The sequence below is a fragment of the Kitasatospora sp. MY 5-36 genome (assembly GCF_001182915.1).
Classification (GTDB): Bacteria; Actinomycetota; Actinomycetes; order Streptomycetales; family Streptomycetaceae; genus Kitasatospora.
The window spans coordinates 1-5,588 of the sequence record NZ_LFVW01000704.1 but is presented as its reverse complement, the minus strand read 5'-3'; the positions used below and the strand labels follow the sequence as shown (position 1 = coordinate 5,588).

General features: G+C 74.8%; 6 protein-coding genes. 4 read left to right on the top strand and 2 right to left on the bottom strand.

All coding sequences use genetic code 11. The features are described 5' to 3' along the window. From AE652_RS34070 to AE652_RS34060, 3 genes are all read left to right on the top strand, one after another. The coding region (locus tag AE652_RS34070) for a glycosyltransferase family 4 protein (protein WP_159028629.1) at window positions 1–953 on the top strand (953 nt) is incomplete at its 5' end. Between the two features lie 173 nt (window positions 954–1,126). Beyond that, the gene (locus AE652_RS34065) at window positions 1,127–1,801 is read left to right on the top strand and encodes a thiol:disulfide interchange protein DsbA/DsbL (RefSeq protein ID WP_049658715.1); all 675 of its coding nucleotides are present in this window, start codon (window positions 1,127–1,129) and stop codon (window positions 1,799–1,801) included. A 117-nt stretch (window positions 1,802–1,918) separates the two neighbouring features. Beyond that, window positions 1,919–2,794 carry an alpha/beta fold hydrolase gene (locus tag AE652_RS34060; protein ID WP_049658714.1) on the top strand — a complete coding sequence of 292 codons (876 nt, stop codon included), beginning with the start codon at window positions 1,919–1,921 and terminating at the stop codon, window positions 2,792–2,794. A 72-nt stretch (window positions 2,795–2,866) separates the two neighbouring features. Here the strand turns inward: AE652_RS34060 and AE652_RS34055 are convergent, their stop codons facing one another. Both AE652_RS34055 and AE652_RS34050 read right to left on the bottom strand, forming a co-directional pair. Continuing rightward, window positions 2,867–3,613, bottom strand: coding sequence for a cyclopropane-fatty-acyl-phospholipid synthase family protein (locus AE652_RS34055; RefSeq protein ID WP_049658712.1), 747 nt, complete (start codon window positions 3,611–3,613; stop codon window positions 2,867–2,869). A gap of 43 nt (window positions 3,614–3,656) precedes the next feature. Then, window positions 3,657–4,805, bottom strand: coding sequence for a glycosyltransferase (locus tag AE652_RS34050; RefSeq protein ID WP_049658710.1), 1,149 nt, complete (start codon window positions 4,803–4,805; stop codon window positions 3,657–3,659). Window positions 4,806–4,862: 57 nt separating this feature from the next. Between AE652_RS34050 and AE652_RS34045 the strand changes: the two genes are divergently transcribed. Then, window positions 4,863–5,588: glutamate racemase (locus AE652_RS34045; protein ID WP_049658708.1), on the top strand; the 726-nt coding region annotated here is incomplete at its 3' end.

Genomic DNA, 5,588 nt, shown 5'->3' with positions numbered 1-5,588 from the left:
CCGCCGCCGGGCTGCGCTCCGCCGCTGTGCTGGGCCCCGGCCGGCTGCACCCGAGCACCCTGCGGGCGCTGCGCTCCGCCTCCCGCGCCGCCGACGTGGTGCTCGCCCACGGCTCGGACACCCTGGCCGCCTGCGCCCTCGCCCTGGCCGGGACCCGTACGCCCTTCGTCTACGTCTCGGTCGGCCACCCGCGCTACTGGACCGCCAACCGGTTGCGCCGGGTGCGCGGCGGCGCGCTGATGCACCGCGCGGCCGCCGTCACCACGCTCACCGACGAGGCGCGCGTCGTCCTGGAGGAGCAGTTCCGGCTGCCCGACGGGAAGGTGCACGTGATCCCCAACTCCCGTGCCGCCGAGAGCTATCCACCCGCCGACGGCCGGGACGACCGGCGCGCCGCTCGGCACGCGCTGGGCCTGCCGGCCGACGTGCTGCTGGTCGCCTGGATCGGGGCGATAGCCCCGGAGAAGCGGCTCGACCTGGCCCTCGACGTGCTCGACCGGCTGCCCGACGTCCGGCTCGCCGTCGCCGGGGACGGACCGCTGCGCGAGTCGCTGGCCCGCCACCCGGCCGCCGCCCGCGCCCACTTCCTCGGCCCGCTGCCCGACCCGGCCCCGCTCTACCGCGCCGCCGACGCGCTGCTGCTGACCAGCGACAGCGAGGGCGTGCCCGGCGCGTTGATCGAGGCGGCGCTGGCCGGGGTGCCCGCCGTGGCCACCGACGTCGGCTGGGTGCGCGAGGTGGTCCGGGACGGTGCCACCGGCGCGCTGGTCGCCCCCGGGGACCCGCTCGCCCTCGCCGAGGCGCTGGGCAAGGTGCTCGCGGTCAACCGGGCGGGCCTCGGCGCGGCGGCCCGGGCGCACGCGCTGGAGCACTTCGAGCTGGGCGCCGTCGTGGACGCCTGGCAGCAACTGGTCGCCGAGGTATGGACGGCGGGTCCGGAGGCCGCCCGCTGACCGGGGTGGCCAGGCGGGCCAGGGGTGCCATGCCGACCGGGGTGGCCGGGCCGACCCCGTCGGGTGGCCGGCCCGTCCGCGCGCCCGGCCCGGCTACGCCGTCCGGGCGAATCCGGCGCGGCCCGTGCGCAGCAACCGGCCGGTAGCGAACCGCCGCCAGCACACTGCCCGGTGTGAAATCGAAGTCGCTGCTGCGGTCCACCGTCCTGCTCGCCGTCGCCGTCGGGATTGCCGCGTCCCCCGTCCAGGCCGGCGCGATCACCCACCAAATCCCGTTCGGGGGCGCCCAGTTCGTCAAGCTCGACCATCCGCAGCCGGTCCGTGAGAGCGTCCGGACCGAGGCGGTCGAGTTCTTCTGGTACGACTGCAGCCACTCCCAGGCGCTCGAACAGCCCCTGCAGGCCTGGGCGGAGAAGCACCGCGCCGATGTCGCGCTGCGCCGCATCCCGGCCGTCTGGCCCGGCAGTCCGGACGAGGCCGCGCAACGGAGCCACGCCCGGATCTTCTACACGCTGGAGCGCCTCGGCCAGGTCGACCGCCTCCAGGTCAGCGTTTTCCGCGCCGTGCACACCGAGCGGGTCGACCTCACCACCGAGGCCACCGCCACCGACTGGGCCGCGCGGCAGGGCGTCGACGCCAAGGCGTTCGGCGAGACGTACCGCTCCGCCGAGGTGACGCGGTCGGTCGAGGAGGCCGCCGCCGACTTCACCCGCTACGGCGTCAACGAGCTGCCGACGGTCGTCGTCCAGGGTGAGTACCGCACCTCGCCGACCCAGGCCGGCGGGGTCGAGGCGATGCCCGAGGTGCTCGACCACCTGGTGCAGCAGGAGCAGGCGCGGGGTCACTGAGCCGGTGCTCCGGCCCTCGCGGTGACAGTGGATCAGCTCGCTCATGTGCCCTGCCCGGCAGGCGTCTTGTCCGAACGGCACCTTGCCTAACCATTCACATGCTGTTTAATGGTTAGCATGAGCGAGCTGATGATCCCTCACGTCCACCACCGCCACGTCGACGTCGACGGCCTGCGCGTCTTCTACCGCGAAACCGGCCCGCTCGACGCCCCCGTGCTCCTGCTGCTGCACGGCTTCCCGTCCTCCTCCCACCAGTACGCCCGGCTGCTCGACGCGCTCGGCACCCGCTACCGCCTGATAGCCCCCGACTACCCGGGCTTCGGCCACAGCGACAGCCCCGCGCCCGACGCCTTCACGTACCGCTTCGACACCCTCGCCGACGTGATCGAGGGCTTCTGCCTCGCCCTCGGCCTGGACCGCTTCGCGCTGTACGTCTTCGACTTCGGCGCCCCCGTCGGCCTGCGCCTGGCCACCCGACGCCCGGAGTGGATCACCGGCCTGGTGGTCCAGAACGGCAACGCCTACGAGGAGGGACTCTCCGACCAGGCAAGGGAGTTCATCGCGAACAGGCGCGGCGTGCCGGGCGCGGAGCAGGCCGCCCGCTCGATCCTCACCCCGGACGTCACCCGCGGCCAGTACGAGGGCGGCACCGGCGACCCGAGCCTGGTCGCCCCCGACGGCTGGACGCTCGACCAGCACTTCCTCGACCTGCCCGGCCGCAAGGACATCCAGGTCGAACTCGCCCTCGACTACTTCTCCAACGTCGAGCTCTACCCCGCCTGGCAGGCCTGGCTGCGCGCCGACCAGCCGCCCACGCTGGTGCTCTGGGGAGTGGGCGACCCGTTCTTCACCGAGGCCGGTGCGCGCGCCTACCTGCGCGACCTGCCCGGGGCCGAGCTGCACCTGTTCGACACCGGGCACTTCGCGCTGGAGGAGAAGCTGCCCGAAATCGCCCCGCTGATCGACGACTTCCTCGCGCGGATCGGGAAGTAGCCGACCGGTGCGGGGTGTTCGGGGGCGGGAGGCTCAGGCGGTTCGGGCGTGTTCAGAGCCCTTCGGCGTGCTTCAGTCGCGGCGCAGCAGGTAGGTGACGAAGCCGAGCGTCCCCCGGTAGCCGTGCAGCCACCCGGTGCGGTGCCGGTCCGCCGCCTCCCGGGCGGCAGCCGCGTCCGGGTGGTCCGGGTGGTCCAGCGCCCACTCGGCCAGCGAGCCCGTCCAGGCGAACTCGTACTCGTCCCACTCCTGTTCGGTGCTGACAAGCCCGAACACCGGCGTCCAGCCCTCCGCGAGGACCCGCTCGGTGGTCGTCGCGAGATCCGCGAAGTCCTCCCGTGCCGCGCCCAGTCCGTCCAGCGCCGCCCCGGACGGCTCGCGCTGCCAGAACCCCTCGCCGACCAGTAACCGGCCGCCCGGGGCCAGGAGTTCGCGGGCCGCGGCGAGCGTCGGCAGCAGGCCACCGAACGCGTGGGTGGCGCCGACGCACAGCACCAGGTCGAAGGGCTCCTCCGCGGTGAACTCCCGTGCGTCCAGGTGGTGCAGGCCGATCCGGCGGGCCACGCCCAGCGCGGCCGCGGACTCCCGGGCCCGGGTCAGCGCCGCCGCGTCCAGGTCCACGCCCACTGCCCGCCAGCCCGGGCCGGCGGCCAGCGCCCGGAGCAGCCAGGCGCCCTCGCCGCAGCCCAGGTCCAGGGCCCGGCCCTGCTCCGTCCCGGCCATGGCACGGTCCAGCAACCGGGCCACCGAGCCGTCCGCCAGCGGGGCCGCGATCGGGTGGTGGGCATGGGCGAGGCGGGAGATCTGCTGACGGTCCATCCGAGCAGTATGGATCGGGGCGGTGCGGCGCGCAGCGGGTTTCTCAGGCCCGGGAGTACGTCCGTCCCTTCCACGCCGAGCCCCGGCCGCGCCAGTGCTGTACGGCCGAGTCCACCGTCATCAGCAGGTACAGCCCCGCGGTGAACGGCAGCAGCAGCACGGCCGCGGCCGGCTGCCCGTAGTACCGGACCATCGGCAGGTACGTGCCCGCCATCAGCGCCCACGCCGCCCCACCCGCCGCGGCCACCGCCGGCGCGCCCGCCACCAGCCCGGCCACCGTCGCCACCGGCGGCACCAGGTACACCAGCGCCAGCCCCAGCACCGTCCCGAGCAGCAGCGCCGGCGAATGCCTGAGCTGGGCGTACGCGCTGCGCGACACCATCCGCCACAGCTGCTCCAGCCGCGGGTACGGACGCACGCTGTCCACATCGTCGGCCAGACCCAGCCAGGTCCGGCCGCCGGTCGACTTCACCGCCCGGGCCAGCGACACGTCGTCGATCACCGCGCCGCGGATCGCCGCCACCCCGCCCGCCCGCTCCAGTGCCTCCCGCCGCACCAGCGAACAGCCGCCGGCCGCGGCCGCGGTCCGGGCACCCGGACGGTTGCTCCGGCGGAACGGGTACAGCTGGGCGAAGAAGTACACGAAGGCCGGCACGATCAGCCGCTCCCAGCCGGTCTCCACCCGCAGCCGGGCCATCTGGGACACCAGGTCCAGGCCGTTGCTCTCGGCGGCGGCCACCAGCTCGGCCAGCGAATCCGGGCCGTGCGCGATGTCGGCGTCCGTCAGCAGCAGGTACTCGGCGTCCGGACCGGCCAGCTCCACGCCGTGCCGCAGCGCCCACAGCTTGCCGGTCCAGCCCGGCGGCAGCGGGGGAGGGGTGGTGACGGTGAGCTCCAGCCCGTCGATCGTCCGCAGCTCCGCCGCCAGCGCCCCGGTGTCGTCCGAACTGTGGTCGTCCACCAGGATCACCCGGGCCCGCCCCGGGTACTTCTGCGCCAGCAGCGTCGGCAGGCTCACCGGGACCACCGAGGCCTCGTCCCGGGCCGGCACCACGACCGCCACCTGCGGCCAGCGGACCGGCGGGCGACGCGGCGGCAGCCGAACGTCGGTGCGCCAGAACGAGCCGTGGCAGCACGCCAGCCAGAGCCAGACCAGCAAGGAGAACGCGGCGATCCACAGCAGGACGGTCACCCCGGCAGTCTGCCGCAGAACCGGGCCCGACGGGCGGATCGACTAAAGTCTTGAGCCGTGAAGATCGCACTGATGGACTCCGGAATCGGCCTGCTGGCCGCCGCCGCCGCCCTTCGGAAGCAGCGCCCGGACGTGGATCTGGTGCTCTCTTCCAACCCGGCCTCGATGCCGTGGGGGCCCCGTACGCCGGAAGAGGTCACTGAACTGGCCCTCGGCTGCTGCCGGGCCGCCGCCGCGCTCGAACCCGACGCGCTGGTGATCGCCTGCAACACCGCCTCCGTCCACGCGCTCGCCACCCTGCGGGCCGAGCTGGAGCCCGGGCTGCCGGTGGTCGGCACCGTCCCGGCGATCAAGCCCGCCGCCGTGCGGGGCGGCCGGGTCGCCATCTGGGCCACCCCGGCCACCACCGGCAGCGCGTACCAGCGTGGGCTGATCCGCGACTTCGGCGGTTCGGCGGACATCACCGAGGTCGCCTGCCCGGGCCTCGCGGACGCGGTCGAGCACGGCGACGACGAAGCCGTCACGGCCGCCATCGCCGACGCCGCCGCCCGGACGCCCGCCGGCACCGACGCCATCGTGCTCGGCTGCACCCACTACGAACTCGTCGACGACCGCATCCGCGCCGCCGTCGCCCCGACCGCCGCCCCGGGGCTCACCCTGCACGGCTCGGCCGACGCCGTCGCCGCCCAGGCCATCCGCCGCGTCGCCGACCCCACCCGCACCGGCTCCGGCACCCTCACCGTCCTCCACGCCGGCGGCCGCACCGAGGTGACCTACCAGCTC